Source organism: Pseudomonas sp. Marseille-P9899, from assembly GCF_903166565.1.
GTDB lineage: Bacteria > Pseudomonadota > Gammaproteobacteria > Pseudomonadales > Pseudomonadaceae > Aquipseudomonas > Aquipseudomonas huaxiensis.
Genome location: NZ_CAESCG010000006.1, coordinates 247070 through 263454, shown reverse-complemented (window position 1 = coordinate 263454; position 16385 = coordinate 247070). Strand labels below are relative to the sequence as shown.

At 61.8% G+C, this 16385-nt stretch carries 18 protein-coding genes and 1 pseudogene; 11 read left to right on the top strand and 8 right to left on the bottom strand.

The genetic code is table 11. The features are described 5' to 3' along the window. Nucleotides 1-27: 27 nt before the first annotated feature. Nucleotides 28-1365 (top strand): NADP-specific glutamate dehydrogenase, encoded by a 1338-nt coding sequence (gene gdhA / locus HWV67_RS25565; RefSeq protein WP_175653275.1) that lies wholly within the window; start codon nt 28-30, stop codon nt 1363-1365. Here gdhA and HWV67_RS25560 read toward each other — a convergent pair. The 4 genes from HWV67_RS25560 to HWV67_RS25545 form a co-directional block, all read right to left on the bottom strand. Then, on the bottom strand, nt 1362-1865 hold the full coding sequence (locus HWV67_RS25560; protein WP_175653274.1) for a GreA/GreB family elongation factor: 504 nt from the start codon (nt 1863-1865) through the stop codon (nt 1362-1364). The genes gdhA and HWV67_RS25560 overlap by 4 nt on opposite strands. 70 nt (nt 1866-1935) lie before the next feature. Then, nucleotides 1936-2283: a hypothetical protein gene (locus tag HWV67_RS25555; protein ID WP_110970970.1), complete on the bottom strand. Its 348-nt coding sequence runs from the start codon at nt 2281-2283 to the stop codon at nt 1936-1938. Nucleotides 2284-2426: 143 nt separating this feature from the next. Further along, nucleotides 2427-4280, bottom strand: coding sequence for an Lnb N-terminal periplasmic domain-containing protein (locus HWV67_RS25550; RefSeq protein WP_175653273.1), 1854 nt, complete (start codon nt 4278-4280; stop codon nt 2427-2429). Between the two features lie 73 nt (nt 4281-4353). Further along, nucleotides 4354-4842, bottom strand: coding sequence for a DUF3015 domain-containing protein (locus HWV67_RS25545; protein ID WP_095158717.1), 489 nt, complete (start codon nt 4840-4842; stop codon nt 4354-4356). A 273-nt stretch (nt 4843-5115) separates the two neighbouring features. Between HWV67_RS25545 and HWV67_RS25540 the strand changes: the two genes are divergently transcribed. The 5 genes from HWV67_RS25540 to HWV67_RS25520 all read left to right on the top strand — a co-directional run bounded on the left by HWV67_RS25540 (nt 5116) and on the right by HWV67_RS25520 (nt 9808). Continuing rightward, entirely contained in the window at nt 5116-7554 is a 2439-nt protein-coding gene (locus HWV67_RS25540) for a Lon protease family protein (protein ID WP_095158716.1), read from the top strand. A gap of 169 nt (nt 7555-7723) precedes the next feature. After that, the gene (locus tag HWV67_RS25535) at nt 7724-8041 is read left to right on the top strand and encodes a PA4575 family protein (protein WP_095158715.1); all 318 of its coding nucleotides are present in this window, start codon (nt 7724-7726) and stop codon (nt 8039-8041) included. 133 nt (nt 8042-8174) lie between these two features. Next, complete coding sequence (locus HWV67_RS25530) at nt 8175-8663, top strand: TIGR00645 family protein (protein ID WP_095158714.1); 489 nt, start codon at nt 8175-8177, stop codon at nt 8661-8663. Between the two features lie 136 nt (nt 8664-8799). Continuing rightward, the gene (locus HWV67_RS25525; RefSeq protein WP_175653272.1) at nt 8800-9108 is read left to right on the top strand and encodes a DUF6482 family protein; all 309 of its coding nucleotides are present in this window, start codon (nt 8800-8802) and stop codon (nt 9106-9108) included. An 82-nt stretch (nt 9109-9190) separates the two neighbouring features. Further along, a complete protein-coding gene (locus HWV67_RS25520; protein WP_095158713.1) occupies nt 9191-9808 on the top strand; it encodes an FKBP-type peptidyl-prolyl cis-trans isomerase in 618 nt (205 codons plus the stop codon). 57 nt (nt 9809-9865) lie between these two features. Here HWV67_RS25520 and HWV67_RS25515 read toward each other — a convergent pair whose 3' ends face one another. The 3 genes from HWV67_RS25515 to HWV67_RS25505 form a co-directional block, all read right to left on the bottom strand. Then, nucleotides 9866-10114 carry a PA4570 family protein gene (locus tag HWV67_RS25515; protein ID WP_042124780.1) on the bottom strand — a complete coding sequence of 83 codons (249 nt, stop codon included), beginning with the start codon at nt 10112-10114 and terminating at the stop codon, nt 9866-9868. A 131-nt stretch (nt 10115-10245) separates the two neighbouring features. Continuing rightward, nucleotides 10246-10587, bottom strand: a complete 342-nt coding sequence (locus tag HWV67_RS25510; protein ID WP_175653271.1) for a zinc ribbon domain-containing protein YjdM — start codon at nt 10585-10587, stop codon at nt 10246-10248. Nucleotides 10588-10686: 99 nt separating this feature from the next. Further along, on the bottom strand, nt 10687-11655 hold the full coding sequence (locus HWV67_RS25505; protein WP_095158711.1) for a polyprenyl synthetase family protein: 969 nt from the start codon (nt 11653-11655) through the stop codon (nt 10687-10689). A 251-nt stretch (nt 11656-11906) separates the two neighbouring features. Between HWV67_RS25505 and rplU the strand changes: the two genes are divergently transcribed. From rplU to HWV67_RS25480, 5 genes are all read left to right on the top strand, one after another. Then, complete coding sequence (rplU, locus tag HWV67_RS25500) at nt 11907-12221, top strand: 50S ribosomal protein L21 (protein WP_009398990.1); 315 nt, start codon at nt 11907-11909, stop codon at nt 12219-12221. Between the two features lie 35 nt (nt 12222-12256). Next, nucleotides 12257-12514: a 50S ribosomal protein L27 gene (gene rpmA, locus HWV67_RS25495; protein WP_010225698.1), complete on the top strand. Its 258-nt coding sequence runs from the start codon at nt 12257-12259 to the stop codon at nt 12512-12514. A gap of 194 nt (nt 12515-12708) precedes the next feature. Beyond that, a complete protein-coding gene (cgtA, locus tag HWV67_RS25490) occupies nt 12709-13932 on the top strand; it encodes an Obg family GTPase CgtA (RefSeq protein WP_095158710.1) in 1224 nt (407 codons plus the stop codon). Nucleotides 13933-14025: 93 nt separating this feature from the next. Next, entirely contained in the window at nt 14026-15144 is a 1119-nt protein-coding gene (proB, locus tag HWV67_RS25485; RefSeq protein ID WP_095158709.1) for a glutamate 5-kinase, read from the top strand. An 11-nt stretch (nt 15145-15155) separates the two neighbouring features. After that, entirely contained in the window at nt 15156-15611 is a 456-nt protein-coding gene (locus tag HWV67_RS25480; RefSeq protein ID WP_371929336.1) for a CreA family protein, read from the top strand. Between the two features lie 71 nt (nt 15612-15682). On the opposite strand, the pseudogene HWV67_RS25475 reads toward HWV67_RS25480, so the two are convergent. Continuing rightward, nucleotides 15683-16042 (bottom strand): annotated as a pseudogene (locus tag HWV67_RS25475) (hypothetical protein); the annotation flags it as partial. Nucleotides 16043-16385 lie beyond the last annotated feature (343 nt).

Sequence of the window (16385 nt, the reverse complement as noted above, 5' to 3'; positions counted from 1 at the left end):
CCAACTCCCTCGGTGAGATGTCTACTCATGATCGAATCTGTCGACCACTTCCTCGCACGTCTGAAACAACGCGATCCCGCCCAACCCGAATTCCACCAGGCAGTGGAAGAAGTCCTGCGTAGCCTCTGGCCTTTCCTCGAAGCCAACCCGCGTTACCTCGAAGCCGGCATCCTCGAACGTATGGTCGAGCCTGAGCGCGCCATTCTGTTCCGCGTTTCCTGGGTCGATGACCACGGCAAGGTCCAGGTCAACCGCGGCTACCGCATCCAGATGAGCAGCGCGATCGGCCCGTACAAGGGCGGCCTGCGCTTCCACCCGTCGGTGAACATCGGCGTTCTGAAATTCCTCGCCTTCGAACAAGTGTTCAAGAACTCCCTGACCTCGCTGCCCATGGGCGGCGGCAAGGGCGGCTCGGACTTCGATCCGAAGGGCAAGAGCGACGCGGAAGTCATGCGCTTCTGCCAGGCGTTCATGAGCGAGCTGTACCGCCACATCGGTGCCGACCTCGACGTTCCTGCCGGCGATATCGGTGTGGGCGCGCGGGAAATCGGCTTCATGTTCGGCCAGTACAAGCGCCTGGCCAACCAGTTCACTTCGGTGCTGACCGGCAAGGGCATGAACTACGGCGGCAGCCTGATTCGCCCGGAAGCCACCGGCTACGGCTGCGTGTACTTTGCCGAAGAAATGCTCAAGCGTGAAGACAAGCGCATCGACGGTCGCCGCGTGGCCATCTCTGGCTCGGGCAACGTCGCCCAGTACGCCGCGCGCAAGGTCATGGACCTGGGCGGCAAAGTGATCTCGCTGTCGGACTCCGAAGGCACCCTGTTCGCAGAATCCGGCCTGACCGATGAACAGTGGGACGCGCTGATGGAGCTGAAAAACGTCAAGCGCGGTCGCCTGAGCGAACTGGCTACCCAGTACGGTCTGGAATTCCGTGCCGGCCAGCGCCCATGGACCCTGCCGTGCGACATCGCACTGCCTTGCGCGACCCAGAACGAGCTGGACCTGGAAGACGCCCGCGCCTTGCTGGCCAACGGCTGCATCTGTGTGGCCGAAGGCGCGAACATGCCGACCACGCTGGAAGCGGTGGACCTGTTCATCGAAGCCGGTACGCTCTTCGCTCCGGGCAAGGCCTCCAACGCCGGTGGCGTTGCGGTCAGCGGTCTGGAAATGTCGCAGAACGCCATGCGTCTGCTGTGGACCGCGGGTGAAGTGGACAGCAAGCTGCACAACATCATGCAGTCGATCCACCACGCCTGCGTTCACTACGGTGAAGAGAACGGCCGCATCAACTACGTCAAAGGCGCCAACATCGCCGGCTTCGTGAAAGTCGCCGACGCCATGCTGGCTCAAGGCGTGGTCTAAGCATCGGGCTCCGGCTCGATGGCGACGACCTCGATCGACTGATCACCCACGGGCCGTCGCCATACCACCTCGTCACCCGGGCCTGCCCCCAGCAGCGCTCGGCCTAGCGGGGAACCCCAGTTGATCAGGCCGGCAGCGATGTCGGCCTGATCTTCTCCCACCAGTTGCACCTTGTGTTCCCGGTCCTCCTCGTCGAGGTAGGTCACCCGGCTGCCGATCTGTACCTTGTCGCGCGACAACGCCGGTGGCACCACCTGGGCGCTGTGTTGCCTTGCGCTGAAATAACGCAGATCGCGTTCGATATCGGCCACGCGTTGTTTATCCGCCTGCTCACCCTGGGCGAGCAGTTCGCTGCGTAGACGGTTGAGGTGCGCCACCCGCTGCTGCAGGTGCGCCAGGCCTTGGGCGGTGACGTAGTTGGGCTGGTCGCTGACCTTGCGCTCCACCGGTTGGCTGGCCTGAGCGGCGGCCTGGTCTTCGTTGACGAATGCACGGCTCATGAAAGGTCTCCTTTGCCAGAAGACCATGCTGACAGGCCCGTGGTTTCAATGGTTATCCACAGGCGACCTTTCAGCGTCGATAGGCGCGCGCGGCATCGCGGTCCTTTTCGTGTTGCCATTGTTCTTCGCGCTCGTCCCAGTGGCGGTTGTAGTAGTTCTGTTGCTCCTGGTTCTGCTGCATCGCCTGGCATTGGCGGAAGCCGTCGTCCCAGCCGGATTCGTACTGGTGGTTGTGCAGGTAGCGCGGGACATCCTTGCGAAAATCCCCAGCCATCACGCCCGCAGCCTGGCGGCCGCTGCTGCAGCCATCCTGGAAACCATCGGCGTAGGGCGCTGGATAACCCTGATTGATCAATTGCTGATGGGTTGATTCGCAACCCGCCAGTAACAACAGAAAACACAGCCAGTACCGCCGCATGACAAGACTCTCCACAAGATAAGGAAAGTCTAGGAGGCGGAATGTCAGTGTGCTGTCAAAAGGCCGTGAAACTGTTGCAGGGGTTGAGGGCCAATCGCTGACTTGTCGGGGCGTCGAACCGCAGCGATGAGGCCCTCAAGGGCTCAGTAGTTGTACCACTTCAATTCCAGCATCACTTCGTTCTGCGCCGTCGCCAGTTGGCTGAACTCGCGCTTGGCGCTCAGGCGCAGGCCCAGGCTGTCGCTCAGTTCCCACTGTTGGTTCAGGCTCAGGCTGCGCCGCACTTCGCCGTTGATGAAGTAATCACCCTTGGCCTCAACGCTCAGGTTGCCCAGCCCGTTGCGCCACAGCAGCCCGGTGTTGAAGCCCGCCGCAGGTGCGATGAACTGGGAGAAGTCGTTGTGGTGTTCGACCCGCACCGTGCCGAGGGCGAAACCGAGCATGTCGTCGCTCAGCGCCCAGGTACCGCCGGCGCCGCCGTTGACATGGCTGACCAGCACTTCATCGTCGTGCTTGCCCGGCACCCGCTCAAGGCCGCCCGCCACCTGCCATGACCAGGGCTGCAGCAGGTCGTTGCGCGGGGTCAGCGAGCGGATGGTCGCGAGGTCAAGGCGTTGCACCTGCCAGTCGTTGCCCTCGTACTGGCGGACCTTGAGCTGAAGGATCTCGATCTGCGCGCCCAACGGGAAACCATAGAGGTTGTCGTTGAGGTCGTGGTAGGCCATGCGCAGACCATATTCGGCGAAGGCGCGGTCTTCGCGGGTGCCGACGCCGAGTTGCCAGGTGCGCGACTGATGGCCGTCTTCTGGAAGTCCGGGACGTTCCACCTGCAACGGCGGCGGTGGATTGCGGTTGATCGCGCGCAGCAGTTCGAAGCTGCGTTTGGCTTGTGCGGGATCACGCTCCTGGCCGTTGGCGCGGTAACGCTCCAGGCGGTAGGCGGCGTCCTGCACCAGCGCCTGACGCTCGCGGGGCAGGGCGGTGAATTCGCTGCTTTGCAGATGGCCGGTATCGGCGGCGAGGGCCAGTACCTGTTGCTGCTCGGTTTTTTCCAGAGGCGCAGCGCGCTCCAGTAGCTCGCGCTCGCGGGACGGACGGTAGTCGGTGCGCTCCACCAGCCCGGCGTGCTTGACCGCCTTGACCGTGTCGGTCGGGATCGCTGTCAGCGGGAATTGCGATGTCAGGTCCAGGCTCGGGCGTGCCACCTGGAGCAATTCCAGCAGGCGGTAGGAGCAGTTTTCATCGAAGAAGAAGTAGTCGAAGCGGATCTGCTTGAGTTCCCAGATGTGTTCGACCATCCGCCCGGTTTCCTCGGGCGTGAGATTCAGCCGGTACTCCCAGAGGTCACGGTTTTCCAGGCTGCGGTACTCGGACAGTTTTTCCTGGTAGGGCACCAGCGCGAACAGCCCGGGGTAGCCGCCCATCAGACCCTTCCAGGCGTAGAGAATGCTGTTGTCGTTGCCTTCGATATAGGCACCGAAGTTGACCGCGTAGCTGAGCAGGGCGGTCTCGTTGCTCTGCACATCGGCCTGGTCGATGCGCAGCAGGGTGTGGCCGAACATCGACGACGGGCTGTTCAGGTAGGCGGCGGGGAAAATCAGCACCGCGCTGTGCGGCGAGACGTCCTTGAACCACTGCCGGTATTCCTTGCATTCCGGGGCTGGCAGGTCATTGAGTTGCAGTTGCTCGCGCAACCAGCGGGTGCGTGCCGGGAAGACGCACTGCGCATGCTTCTCGCCCTCGCTGACGGGGTCATAGAGCGCCTTGTACGTGGCCGCCAGTTCCCGGTCGGGGTGGTGGGCACCGTCTTCGGCGAGGAAGAAACGCTTGTCGTCGACATAGCTGCGCCAGCCTCCGAGCTTGCCTGTTTCGTAGTGGCCAAGGCTGATCCAGTAGGGATCGGCGGCCAGCCGTTGCAGGCGCGAATCGTCCATGAAAGGTGCGGCGTGCAGCGGGGCGCAGGCACAGAGCGCCAGGTAGGCAAGGCGTTTGAGCATGTCGGGCAACTACGTCTGAATGAAGCCGAATGGGATGAACAACCCGCCCCGGTGAGGGGCGGGGTGACGCTGCTTAGGCCGGGGTAGCGTACTTGGCCAGGCGAGTGTCGGACTTGAGTACGGCGAGGGTGTTGGTGTGGACGTCTTCGGCGGTAGCGTCCGCGGTCTTGAAGATATCCTGGAAGTGTTGATGGGTGACTGCGGCGAAGTGCGCGCGGTCTTCCGGTGCTACACCGAGAACTACGGCGTAGGTGGTCAGAGCTTCGCCTTGGCCCTTGGCCATGTCTTCGGAGAGCTCGTTCATCATGCCGTTCATGGCAATCCAGGATTTGCCGCCGTAGGTCAGCGCAGCGTTGGTCGAGCAGCCGTTGGTGCCCGAGGTCATGCCGAAGGTTGCGTTGCCGGAGGTGCCGTTGGTGGTGGATGCGAGGAAGTGAGCGGGAGTGCCGCGTTGGCCTTCGAACAGCATGTTGCCCCAACCGCAGTCCGGACCGCCTGGCGCCTGGGCCATGGCGTTGATCGAAACCGCGGTGAACAGAGTACCCAGAAGAATCCGTTTCATAGCTTTGTTCTCTTTTTGATGTGCAAACCAAAGGTCAGGGTTGTCTGGCCTGCCAGCGCTGGCGGTGCCAGATCGGGTCCGGTTATCTACCCGGCCGCGCAGTGTAGAGTTTAGGCACGATCCCGCGGTTCCGTGATTAATTGCGAAATATTGCTTTAACACACATTTGCACGGCTCATTCAGCCCTGTAGGCAAATGCGCCAAGAGCCTTGCAACGCGGGCGCGGGCGGCGCCAGAATGCCGACATCTGCCCCGCCGAAGTAAGGAAGCCCGATGCCCGATCCTGTCGCTGCGAGCCTGCGTCTTGCGCCAGAAGCCCTGACCCGGCCGTTTTCCGCTGAACAGTTCGCCTTCTCCACAACCAATGATCTGGAGCCATTTCGCGGTGTGCTGGGCCAGGAACGTGCGGTCGAAGCCTTGCAGTTCGGCGTCGCCATGCCACGTCCGGGATACAACGTATTTGTTATGGGCGAGCCGGGTACCGGCCGCTTCTCGTTCGTCAAACGCTACCTGAAAGCCGAAGGCAAGCGCCTGCACACGCCGTCGGACTGGGTCTACGTCAGCAACTTCGACGAACTGCGCGAGCCGCGCGCGGTGGAACTGCCCGCCGGCAGCGCAAACACCTTCATCGCCGACATCGGCGGCCTGATCGACAACCTGCTGGCGACCTTCCCGGCGGTCTTCGAGCACCCGTCCTACCAGCAGAAGAAAAGCGCCATCGACCGTGCGTTCAACCAGCGCTACGACCGTGCGCTAGACGTGATCGAGCGCGCTTCGCTGGAGAAGGATGTGGCGCTGTACCGCGACAGCACCAACGTCGCTTTCACCCCGATGAGCGACGGCAAGGCGCTGGACGAAGCGGAGTTCGCCCAGTTGCCGGAAGCCGAGCGCGAGCGTTTCCACGAGGACATCGCAATCCTCGAAGAGCGCTTGAACGAAGAACTCGCCAGCCTCCCGCAGTGGAAGCGCGAATCGAACAACCAACTGCGCCAGCTCAACGAAGAAACCATCACCCTGGCGCTGCAGCCATTGCTGGCGCCGCTGTCGGAAAAGTACTCGGAAAACGCGGAGGTCTGCGCCTACCTGCAGGCCATGCAGGTCAACCTGCTGCGCACCGTGGTCGAGCAACTGGTGGATGACGCCAAGACCGACGCCGTGGCGCGCAAGCTGCTCGAAGAGCAATACGCACCGAGCCTGGTGGTGGGCCATCCGGCCAGCGGCGGCGCGCCGGTAGTGTTCGAGCCGCACCCGACCTACGACAACCTGTTCGGCCGCATCGAATACAGCACCGACCAAGGCGCGCTGTACACCACCTACCGGCAACTGCGCCCGGGTGCGCTGCACCGGGCCAATGGCGGTTTCCTGATTCTCGAAGCGGAGAAGATGCTCGGCGAGCCCTTCGTCTGGGACGCCCTCAAGCGCGCCCTGCAATCGCGCAAGCTGAAGATGGAATCGCCGCTGGGCGAGCTGGGCCGCATCGCCACGGTGACCCTGACGCCGCAGATGATCCCGCTGCAGGTCAAGGTCATCATCATCGGTTCTCGCCAGCTCTACTACGCGCTGCAGGACCATGATCCGGACTTCCAGGAGATGTTCCGCGTGCTGGTGGATTTCGACGAAGAAATCCCGATGCACAACGAGAGCCTGGAGCAGTTCGCCCAGTTGCTGAAAACCCGTACCAGTGAAGAAGGCATGGCGCCGCTGACCGCCGATGCGGTGGCGCGTCTGGCGACCTACAGCGCGCGCTTGGCGGAAAACCAGAAGCGTCTGTCGGCGCGGATCGGTGACCTGTTCCAGTTGGTCAGCGAAGCGGATTTCATTCGCCACCTGGCCAATGACGAAATGACCGACGTCGGTCACATCGAACGCGCCCTCAAGGCCAAGGCCACGCGTACCGGGCGGGTCTCGGCGCGGATTCTCGACGACATGCTGGCCGGCATTATCCTGATCGACACCGAAGGCGCGGCGGTAGGCAAGTGCAACGGCCTGACCGTGCTGGAAGTGGGCGATTCGGCCTTCGGTGTGCCGGCGCGGATTTCCGCCACGGTGTACCCGGGCGGCAGCGGTATTGTCGACATCGAGCGCGAGGTCAATCTCGGCCAGCCGATCCACTCCAAGGGCGTGATGATCCTTACCGGTTACCTGGGCAGCCGTTACGCCCAGGAATTCCCGCTGGCGATTTCGGCGAGCATCGCCCTGGAACAGTCCTACGGCTATGTCGATGGGGACAGTGCTTCGCTGGGCGAGGCCTGCACGCTGATTTCGGCGCTGTCGAAGACCCCGCTCAAGCAGTGCTTCGCCATTACCGGCTCGATCAACCAGTTCGGTGAAGTGCAGGCGGTGGGCGGGGTCAACGAGAAGATCGAAGGCTTCTTCCGACTCTGCGAGGCCCGCGGTCTGACCGGAGAGCAGGGCGCGATCATTCCGAAAGCCAACGTCGTCACCCTGATGCTGGATGAGCGGGTGCTGCAGGCTGTGCGCAACGGGCAGTTCCACATCTACGCCGTCAGCCAGGCCGATGAAGCTCTGAGCCTGTTGGTGGGTGAGCCGGCGGGCGAGCCGGATGCCGATGGCCAGTTCCCGGAAGGCAGCGTCAACGCCCGGGTGGTCGAGCGTCTGCGGGTGATCGCCGAAATGATCAGCGAAGACGACCTCAAGGAAGCCGAAAAAGAGCTGGCTGAACAGGCGCTTGCGGAGGTCAAACCCGCCTGAGGGAAACATTGCGGGCGCCGTGTTGTCATGACCATTCGGCGCCCGCTTGCCGGCACTCGCTTGCCGGCGGCGGTTTTCTTCTATTCTTCAGGGCATGGATAGTCGTCGGTGCAGGACGGAACAGCCTTGTGGTCGGAGGCTGAACGAGATTTTTCCGAGGGTCGTCGCCATGCCGCGCAGCCTCAGCCTTACCCGCCAATGCCTGGGCCTGGTGACCCGCATTGAGTGCAGTATTCGTCCGCTGGCCGGAGACAATGGCATGTGGACGCTGCTTTTCGCCGCCGGCATGGCTGGCGAACAGCCTTCCGCCATCAAGGCCCAAGGGCCGTTTCACGGTCCGTTCGTGGCCGAGTCGGTGCTTGAGGCGATCGTCGACAGCCTGACCCTCCACGGTTACACGGTGGCGAACGATCCGCAGATCTGGTGCGTTCACCTTCAGGCACAGTTACGACGCGTCAACGGTGGGCACGTGCATCACGTTGGTTGACGTCTGACCCTTCCAGATCCCGAACCCTTCGGGGTCTTTCCCCTGCCTGCGGCAGCGCGTCGCGGGCTTTTTCCCACACGTCTGGCTGATATACTCCCGCTCGATTTTCCCCCGCCTTCAGGTGACTAGCTCAATGGAACGCTTTATCGAAAATGCGATGTACGCCTCGCGCTGGCTGCTCGCACCGATCTACTTTGGATTGTCGCTGGGCTTGCTGGCGCTGGCATTGAAGTTCTTCCAGGAGATCTTCCACGTTCTGCCAAACGTCTTTTCCCTGGCCGAATCCGACCTGATCCTGGTGCTGCTGTCGCTGATCGACATGGCGCTGGTGGGTGGTCTGCTGGTGATGGTGATGATCTCCGGCTACGAGAACTTCGTCTCGCAACTGGACATCGACGAAAGCAAGGAAAAGCTCAGCTGGCTCGGCAAGATGGACTCGTCTTCGCTGAAGATGAAAGTGGCTGCGTCGATCGTGGCGATTTCCTCGATCCACCTGCTGCGGGTGTTCATGGACGCCCAGAACATCAAGTCCGACTACCTGATGTGGTACGTGATCATCCACATGACCTTCGTGATTTCGGCCTTCGCCATGGGTTACCTGGACAAGCTCACCAAGCACTGATTGCTGCTGGTAAGCGCGTCATCCGCCGCCCGTCCGTTGCAAAACGGACGGGCGGTTGCGTTTCTGCCTTGTACTTTGTGGCGTGCTGTACAAAAAATGAACGGTCGCTCGAATGTTCCAGTTGCGAGGTAGTGTCATGAACCTGCACGAATTGAACACCCAGGCCCGCGCGGGCCGTGTCGAGGAACTCAACCTGATCGCCATCGAAGGCGGCGATTTCCTGCTTGAAGCGCGATGCAGTGGTCACGCGCATCCGCTGACCAATATCAAGGGCAACCGCCTGAAAGTGCACTCGATGGTCGAGGCGCACCATCTGCTGGAAGGCTTGCCAACGTTGCCGCTGAACCTCGTGCATTGGTCGGTGCAGGATGAAATGTGTGGCATGGCCGATATCGGCGAAGAAGACCTCAAGCTGCCCCTGCCGCGTCGTTCGCCTGGTAGCTGAACTGCTTCGCCGCAGTGTGCTAGGCTGCTGGCCCTTTTCATAAAGGGCGCAGTGGTTTTGCGCCCTGCTGCGGAGCAAGCCAATGTCCGAAATCAACCTGTCCACCGACGAAACCCGCGTCAGCTACGGCATCGGCCGTCAACTGGGCGGTCAACTGCGCGACAACCCGCCACCGGGCGTTAGCCTGGACGCCATCCTCGCCGGCCTGACCGATGCCTTCTCTGGCCAGGCCAGCCGCGTCAGCGAAGAAGAGCTGTCCGCCAGCTTCAAGGTCATCCGTGACGTCATGCAGGCCGAAGCTGCTGCCAAGGCCGAAGCTGCCGCTGCATCGGGCAAGGAATTCCTGGTCGAGAACGCCAAGCGCGACGGCATCACCACCCTGGCCTCGGGCCTGCAGTTCGAAGTCCTGACCGCGGGTGAAGGCGCCAAGCCGACCCGTGAAGACAACGTGCGTACCCACTACCACGGCACCCTGATCGACGGCACTGTCTTCGACAGCTCCTACGATCGTGGTCAGCCGGCTGAATTCCCGGTTGGCGGCGTGATCGCTGGCTGGACCGAAGCCCTGCAACTGATGAACGCGGGCAGCAAATGGCGCCTGTACGTGCCGAGCGAGCTGGCTTACGGCGCCCAGGGCGTTGGCAGCATCCCGCCGCACAGCGTTCTGGTCTTCGACGTCGAGCTGCTGGACGTTCTGTAAGCCATACCCTGATCGCGACGGTTCGGGTGCCGAACCGTCGCGATTTTGATATTTCGATCAGAACCCGGTATGCGGGGTGTTCGGGCGCAAGGCCCGCGCATAACAGAACAGGAACAGGTTCCTCACCAGTTCCTTGAGCACGATCGGCTCACTTGAATTCAGACCATTGAGATCCAGGTCGCCCTGGTCGCGCAGTTCGTCCAGTGCCGCTTCTTCGAGCACGGCACAGACTTCGCCGGTCTCGCGGTGGAGGATGCGCAGGTAAGGTTGGGGGCGGTCAAGCCAGGCGTCGATCAGATAAGTCATGGCTATTCTCCTTGAAAGCGTTCAATGAGAATAATTCTTATTATCAAAATAGCAAGTGACAATTGGGAATTTTTTGCATTTTCTGCCGGGGTGCGCGCCTTTGTCGCGGCGCGCCTCCGGATTTGCAGGGGTCAGACCTTGCGCACGAATTCCGATTTCAGCTTCATCGGACCGATGCCGTCGATCTTGCAATCGATGTCGTGATCGCCATCGCACAGGCGGATGTTCTTCACCTTGGTGCCGACCTTGACCACCAGCGAGGTGCCCTTGACCTTCAGGTCTTTGATCACGGTGATGGTGTCGCCGTCCTGCAGGACGTTGCCGACGGAGTCCTTCTTCACCACATCGTCGTTGGCCGCTTCGGCATCGCCGCTGGCGGACCACTCGTGGGCGCACTCGGGGCAGATCAGTTGAGCGCCGTCTTCATAGGTGTATTCGGAATTGCATTCGGGGCAGGGTGGCAAGGTGCTCACTAAGTTTCCTCAGGTCATGCGTGCAGAAAGCCCACATTGTATAGGGTTTTGCCTGACAGAGGAAAATCGGGCCCGTCGGACGACGGGCCGGGAGGGGTATCAGTGGGTACGGGCTACGGCGAATTCGCTGAGTTCGACCAGGGCGTCGCGGTATTCGCTGGCCGGCAGGACGTCGAGGCAGGCGATGGCGCGAGCCACGTATTCGCGGGCCAGTTGAGCGGTGTACTCCAGGGCGCCGGCAGCGTCGACCGCGTCGCGGATGCGCTCCAGGTCCTCGATCCCGCCTTTCTGGATGGCCTGACGAACCAGGGCAGCCTGTTCCGGGGTGCCTTCACGCATGGTGTAGATCAGCGGCAGGGTTGGCTTGCCTTCGGCCAGGTCGTCGCCGACGTTCTTGCCCAGCTCCTGTGCGTCGCCCTTGTAGTCGAGCAGGTCGTCGACCAGCTGGAAGGCCACGCCCAGGTGGTCACCGAAGGTGCGCAGGGCTTCACGCTGGTCTTCGCTGGCGCCGGCCAGGGCGGCGGCGCTGTGGGTCGAGGCTTCGAACAGCATCGCGGTCTTGCCGCGGATGACGTCCATGTAGATCTCTTCGGTGGTGCTGGCGTCGCGGATCCGCGACAGTTGCAGCACTTCGCCCTCGGCGATCACGCGGGTGGCCTTGGAGAGGATCTGCATGACCGGCATCGAACCCAGCTCGACCATCATTTCGAAGGAGCGGGAATAGAGGAAGTCGCCCACCAGCACGCTCGGCGCGTTGCCCCACAGGGCGTTGGCGGTGGAGCGGCCACGGCGCATGCCGGACATGTCGACCACGTCGTCGTGCAGCAAGGTGGCGGTGTGCAGGAACTCGATGGTCGCAGCCAGCAGGCGCAGGTCATCGCCTTCGCGGCCCAGCGCCTTGCCGCAGAGCAGCACCAGCAGCGGACGCAGACGCTTGCCGCCGGCCGAGGTGATGTAGTCGCCGATTTTCGATACCAGCGGGACGCGGGAAGTCAGCTGTTTCTTGATGATCTCGTCAACGGCGCTGAAGTCGTCCGCTACCGCGCGGTAGAAAGCTTGGGGTTGCATCGGCCACAGGTGCTCCATATAGGTTGCGCGGCATGCTAGGTTGCGGGTCCCGGCCTGTCAAGGCGCGCTGCCCGGGCCACTGGGGCGGGACTTGCAAGGCCGGATGGGCTTGCGTACAATCGCGCACCCTAACTTCCTGGGCAGCACCTGCCTTACGCAATTGCACTGGGCCGTTCCAGCCCTATGCAGCCATGCCAGCCAATATTCTTACTATAAAGAGCTGGGTGAGCAGGATTATTGGAGAAATACCCATGTCTTACGCAGTAATTGTTACCGGTGGCAAGCAGTACAAAGTCGCCGAAGGTGAATACCTGAAGATCGAAAAACTGGAAGTCGCTACTGGCGAATCCGTTACTTTCGACCGCGTTCTGCTGGTCGCCAATGGCGACGACGTGAACATCGGCGCTCCAGTCGTTGCTGGTGCCAAGGTTGTCGCTGAAGTGATCTCGCAAGGTCGTCACGACAAAGTGCGCATCATCAAGTTCCGCCGCCGTAAGCACCACATGAAGCGTATGGGCCACCGCCAGTGGTTCACCGAGATCAAAATCACCGGTATTCAGGCTTAATTTCAGCCTAATCCCCCTTCAGGAGAATTGAACTCATGGCACACAAAAAAGCTGGTGGTAGTACCCGTAACGGTCGCGACTCAGAAGCCAAACGCCTTGGCGTGAAGATGTATGGCGGCCAGGCTATCATCCCTGGCAACATCATCGTCCGTCAGCGCGGCACCCAGTTCCACGCTGGCTACGGCGTTGGCATGGGCAAGGATCACACCCTGTTCGCCAAGATCGCGGGTAAGATCAAGTTCGAAGTAAAAGGCGCCTTCGGTCGTCGTTACGTGAGCGTTGTCGCCGAGTAATCGTGCGATCGCTGGAAAAGCCCTGTCTCGCGACGGGGCTTTTTCGTTTTTGGGGTGAGTCTCTTGCAAAGCTGTTTGTATGGGCTGCCGGCGCTGGTTGTTACGGTCGTTGACGGGGGCCGCCGCGCTCATTTTTGCAAGAGCCTTATGTCTTTGTGTCATTCAACTCGTCCGACTGACGAGAGGCGGTTTTTATGAAGTTTGTTGACGAAGTATCGATCCGGGTCAAAGCCGGTGACGGCGGTAACGGTTGCATGAGCTTCCGCCGCGAAAAATTCATCGAGAACGGCGGTCCCAACGGCGGTGACGGTGGCGACGGCGGTTCGGTCTACATGGTTGCCGACGAAAACCTCAACACCCTGGTCGACTACCGCTACACCCGTCATTTCGATGCCCAGCGCGGCTCGAACGGCGGCAGCACCGACTGCACCGGCAAGAAGGGCGATGATCTGGTCCTGCGCGTGCCGGTCGGCACCACCGTGATCGACGCCGCTACCCAGGAAATCATCGGTGACCTGGTCAAGCCAGGGCAGAAACTGATGGTGGTTCAGGGCGGCTGGCACGGTCTGGGCAACACCCGTTTCAAATCCAGTACCAACCGTGCGCCACGCCAGACAACTCCGGGCAAACCGGGTGAGCAGCGTGACCTGAAACTGGAAATGAAAGTCCTCGCCGACGTCGGTCTGCTGGGCCTGCCAAACGCCGGCAAGAGCACCTTCATCCGCGCTGTCTCGGCCGCCAAGCCGAAAGTCGCCGACTACCCGTTCACCACCCTGGTGCCGAACCTGGGCGTGGTCAGCGTCGACCGCTGGAAGAGCTTCGTCATCGCCGACATCCCCGGCCTGATCGAAGGCGCTTCCGACGGTGCCGGCCTGGGAATCCGCTTCCTCAAGCACTTGGCGCGTACCCGCGTGCTGCTGCACCTGGTCGATCTGGCGCCGCTGGACGAAAGCAGCCCGGCCGATGCCGCGGAAGTCATCGTCAACGAACTCGAGCGCTTCAGCCCGTCGCTGGGCGAGCGTGAGCGCTGGCTGGTACTGAACAAGTCGGACATGATCCCTGACGACGAACGCGATGAGCGGGTCAAGGAAGTGGTCGACCGTCTGCAGTGGGAAGGCCCGGTCTACGTGATCTCGGCGATCTCCCGCCAGGGCACCGAAAAGCTCAGCCATGACCTCATGCGCTACCTTGAAGACCGCGCCGACCGCCTGGCCAACGACCCGGCCTACGCCGCCGAACTGGCTGACCTCGATCAGCGCATCGAAGACGAAGCCCGCGCCCAGTTGCAGGCCCTGGACGACGCCCGTACCTTGCGCCGTACTGGCGTCAAGAGCGTGGACGATGTCAGCGACGACGATGACTTCTGGGGCGAAGAGGACGACGAAGACGGTCCGGAAATCATTTACGTGCGCGACTGATCCGTTGCAGTACACTGAACGCCGCTTTTTCAAGCGGCGTTTTGTTATCTAAAAAATCTACAGAATCCACACAGATCGATAGGTTGGAAGAAGATGCGGAGCAAGGTGACAGGTGCCCAGCGCTGGGTCGTGAAGATTGGCAGTGCCCTGCTGACGGCGGATGGCAAGGGCCTGGATCGCGCGGCCATGGGTGTCTGGGTCGAGCAGATGGTGGCCCTGCGTGAAGCAGGCGTCGAGTTGGTGCTGGTCTCCTCCGGGGCCGTGGCTGCCGGCATGAGCCGTCTGGGCTGGACCAAGCGACCGAGTGCGATGAACGAGTTGCAGGCGGCCGCCTCCATCGGCCAGATGGGCCTGGTACAGGCCTGGGAGTCGAGCTTCGGCGAGCACGGCAAGCACACTGCGCAGATCCTCCTGACTCACGACGACCTGTCCGACCGCAAGCGTTACCTCAACGCCCGCAGCACCCTGCGCACTTTGGTGGAGCTGGGCGTGGTGCCGGTGATCAACGAGAACGACACGGTGGTCACCGATGAAATCCGCTTCGGCGACAACGACACCCTCGCTGCGCTGGTGGCCAACCTGGTCGAAGCCGACCTGCTGGTGATTCTCACCGACCGCGATGGCATGTTCGATGCCGATCCGCGCAATAACCCCGATGCCAAGCTGATCTACGAAGCCCGTGCCGACGACCCGAGCCTCGATGCTGTGGCTGGCGGTACCGGCGGTGCACTGGGCCGTGGCGGCATGCAGACCAAACTGCGCGCAGCGCGCCTCGCGGCCCGTTCCGGCGCCCACACCATCATCATCGGCGGGCGCCTGGAGCGCGTGCTGGATCGCCTCAAGGCCGGCGAGCGCATCGGCACGCTGTTGTCGCCTGAGCGCGGCATGCTGGCGGCGCGCAAGCAGTGGCTGGCGGGCCACCTGCAAACCCGCGGCACCCTGGTGTTGGATGCCGGCGCCGTACAAGCGCTGCGCGAAGCGAACAAGAGTTTGCTGCCGGTGGGTGTGAAGACCGTGCAAGGCAGCTTCCGCCGTGGCGAGATGGTGGTTTGCGTCGGCCCGGACGGGCTGGAAGTGGCTCGCGGTCTGGCCAACTACAGCGCCCTCGAAGCGCAGAAAATCATCGGCCAACCATCGGATGCCATCGAGAGCCTGCTGGGCTACAGCGCCGAGCCGGAGCTGGTGCACCGCGACAACCTGATTCTGGTTTGAGGAAATTGAGCGTGATCAAAGGACTGTTTGTCGCTGCATTGCTGGCCCTGCCGGCGCTGGTATCGGCTGAAGAAATTGGCCAGGTGTCCACCGTGTTCAAGCTGGTCGGGCCGAATGACCGGATCGTCGTCGAAGCCTTCGACGACCCCAAGGTCGAAGGCGTGACGTGCTACCTGTCGCGGGCCAAGACTGGCGGCGTGAAGGGCGGACTGGGGTTGGCGGAAGACCGCGCGGAAGCGTCGATCGCTTGCCGTCAGGTCGGCCCGATCAACTTCAAGGGTCAGCTCAAGGATGGCGAGGAAGTGTTCAAGGAACGCACCTCGCTGGTGTTCAAGACCATGCAGGTGGTGCGCTTCCTCGACAAGAAGCGCAACACGCTGGTGTACCTGGTGTACAGCGACCGCCTGATCGAAGGCAGCCCGCAGAATGCGGTGACGGCGATTCCGATTTTGCCTTGGGCGCAGTGATCGCTCTGGCCCAAGGCCTCCTTGGGCTTACTGACTCCACGCAGGGAAGCCCTCAAGGCTGAGGCGAGGGATCATTCGACGGTGTCGTTGAGATCCTCGCCTTCAAATGCGGTCTGGATTGCCTCCAGAATGCGAGTCGCCCGGCGTTCGTCTTCAAGTTGCGGGTACTGCTTTTTAAGTTTCCCGGAAATCTTCCAGCCATTCTCCTTGACGGACCGAAGGTTCACCAGTTCGCCAAAGCGATAGGCGTTCGCATACCGTCGCATGAACGGGCGAGAGAACACCTCCAATGCGCGGTCATAGCCTGCACGGAATTCGGCTGAGCTCGTGATGGTGGCCGAGACGGGCAAGATCACGCCGTCTGGTATGGCCTTGTCGCGAGCGAGGGTGTCGTTGATCAGGAAGCGATGGATCCGTCCGTTACCGTCCCTCCTGAGTAATGGCCGACAGTTGTACGTCGGAAGTTTCTCTGCGCCGTTGAGATCGAGCGCCGCGCGGGCTGCGCTCGATTTCAACGGGCTGAAACGTGTCGATTAACACATGGCGGCCTCTCCATGACCAGAAGTTGTGTAGATGCTCGTGTCTGGATTTGGCCGCGGTGGTGGGCGATGACGTGGGCAAATGGTTGGGTGCGGGCTGCCGCCTAGTTCGCCCGAAAACGCTAATCCCTGATCAAAACCGTTAATAAATCAGGTCCTGTATCTCAAAACGATGATTTCCCTTGCTGCTCTAAATGGCCCTACAGGCTAATGTCAGTCAGTTAAACCAATTGGG

Coding starts and splice junctions, on each gene's coding strand:
- gdhA (WP_175653275.1), top strand. CDS start 28: ATGATCGAATCTGTCGACCACTTCCTCGCACGTCTGAAACAACGCGAT.
- HWV67_RS25560 (WP_175653274.1), bottom strand. CDS start 1,865: ATGAGCCGTGCATTCGTCAACGAAGACCAGGCCGCCGCTCAGGCCAGC.
- HWV67_RS25555 (WP_110970970.1), bottom strand. CDS start 2,283: ATGCGGCGGTACTGGCTGTGTTTTCTGTTGTTACTGGCGGGTTGCGAA.
- HWV67_RS25550 (WP_175653273.1), bottom strand. CDS start 4,280: ATGCTCAAACGCCTTGCCTACCTGGCGCTCTGTGCCTGCGCCCCGCTG.
- HWV67_RS25545 (WP_095158717.1), bottom strand. CDS start 4,842: ATGAAACGGATTCTTCTGGGTACTCTGTTCACCGCGGTTTCGATCAAC.
- HWV67_RS25540 (WP_095158716.1), top strand. CDS start 5,116: ATGCCCGATCCTGTCGCTGCGAGCCTGCGTCTTGCGCCAGAAGCCCTG.
- HWV67_RS25535 (WP_095158715.1), top strand. CDS start 7,724: ATGCCGCGCAGCCTCAGCCTTACCCGCCAATGCCTGGGCCTGGTGACC.
- HWV67_RS25530 (WP_095158714.1), top strand. CDS start 8,175: ATGGAACGCTTTATCGAAAATGCGATGTACGCCTCGCGCTGGCTGCTC.
- HWV67_RS25525 (WP_175653272.1), top strand. CDS start 8,800: ATGAACCTGCACGAATTGAACACCCAGGCCCGCGCGGGCCGTGTCGAG.
- HWV67_RS25520 (WP_095158713.1), top strand. CDS start 9,191: ATGTCCGAAATCAACCTGTCCACCGACGAAACCCGCGTCAGCTACGGC.
- HWV67_RS25515 (WP_042124780.1), bottom strand. CDS start 10,114: ATGACTTATCTGATCGACGCCTGGCTTGACCGCCCCCAACCTTACCTG.
- HWV67_RS25505 (WP_095158711.1), bottom strand. CDS start 11,655: ATGCAACCCCAAGCTTTCTACCGCGCGGTAGCGGACGACTTCAGCGCC.
- rplU (WP_009398990.1), top strand. CDS start 11,907: ATGTCTTACGCAGTAATTGTTACCGGTGGCAAGCAGTACAAAGTCGCC.
- rpmA (WP_010225698.1), top strand. CDS start 12,257: ATGGCACACAAAAAAGCTGGTGGTAGTACCCGTAACGGTCGCGACTCA.
- cgtA (WP_095158710.1), top strand. CDS start 12,709: ATGAAGTTTGTTGACGAAGTATCGATCCGGGTCAAAGCCGGTGACGGC.
- proB (WP_095158709.1), top strand. CDS start 14,026: ATGCGGAGCAAGGTGACAGGTGCCCAGCGCTGGGTCGTGAAGATTGGC.